This is a genomic window from Halobacillus sp. BAB-2008 (assembly GCF_000328325.1).
GTDB lineage: Bacteria > Bacillota > Bacilli > Bacillales > Halobacillaceae > Halobacillus.
Genome location: NZ_ANPF01000123.1, coordinates 1 through 532, shown reverse-complemented (window position 1 = coordinate 532; position 532 = coordinate 1). Strand labels below are relative to the sequence as shown.

Here is a 532-nt window from a genome sequence, read left to right as displayed (position 1 = left end):
TGCTCGAGGTCATAAGTCCATCGACGGCGAAAAGGAAGAGCACTTTTCTCCATCAATGTTCTTATGCTTGTCGCAGCTCCCAGGGCGACTCCGCACTTAATGGTCAGATATGATAAACTACGTATAGAATATAGAAAAAAAGGACGGATGAATGATGGCGAAAGTGAAACCGCCGGTTGAGAAGAATGAGACAGTCGAGCTTACGTTTGAGGATTTGACGCATGAGGGGAACGGGGTCGGCAAAGTGGACGGCTATCCTCTGTTTGTTCCCTATGGTCTTCCGGGTGAGACGGCAACGGTCAAGGTCGTCAAAGTGAAAAAGAACTTCGGATTCGGAAAGATTCTTGAAGTGAAAGAAGCAAGTGAAGACAGAGTGGAACCTCCATGTGATGTTTTCTATCAGTGCGGCGGGTGCCAGCTTCAGCACATGAGTTATCAAATGCAGCTGGACATGAAGCAGAAGCAGGTCAAAGATAACATGAAGAAGATCGGACACCTGGAGCACGTACCGGTACATCCGACGATCGGTATG

At 48.1% G+C, this 532-nt stretch carries 1 protein-coding gene; it reads left to right on the top strand.

What is annotated here, in order from left to right:
• Positions 1–154: 154 nt before the first annotated feature.
• Positions 155–532, top strand: a 378-nt coding sequence (locus D479_RS19545; RefSeq protein ID WP_008640589.1) for a TRAM domain-containing protein, incomplete at its 3' end; no start/stop codon positions are given.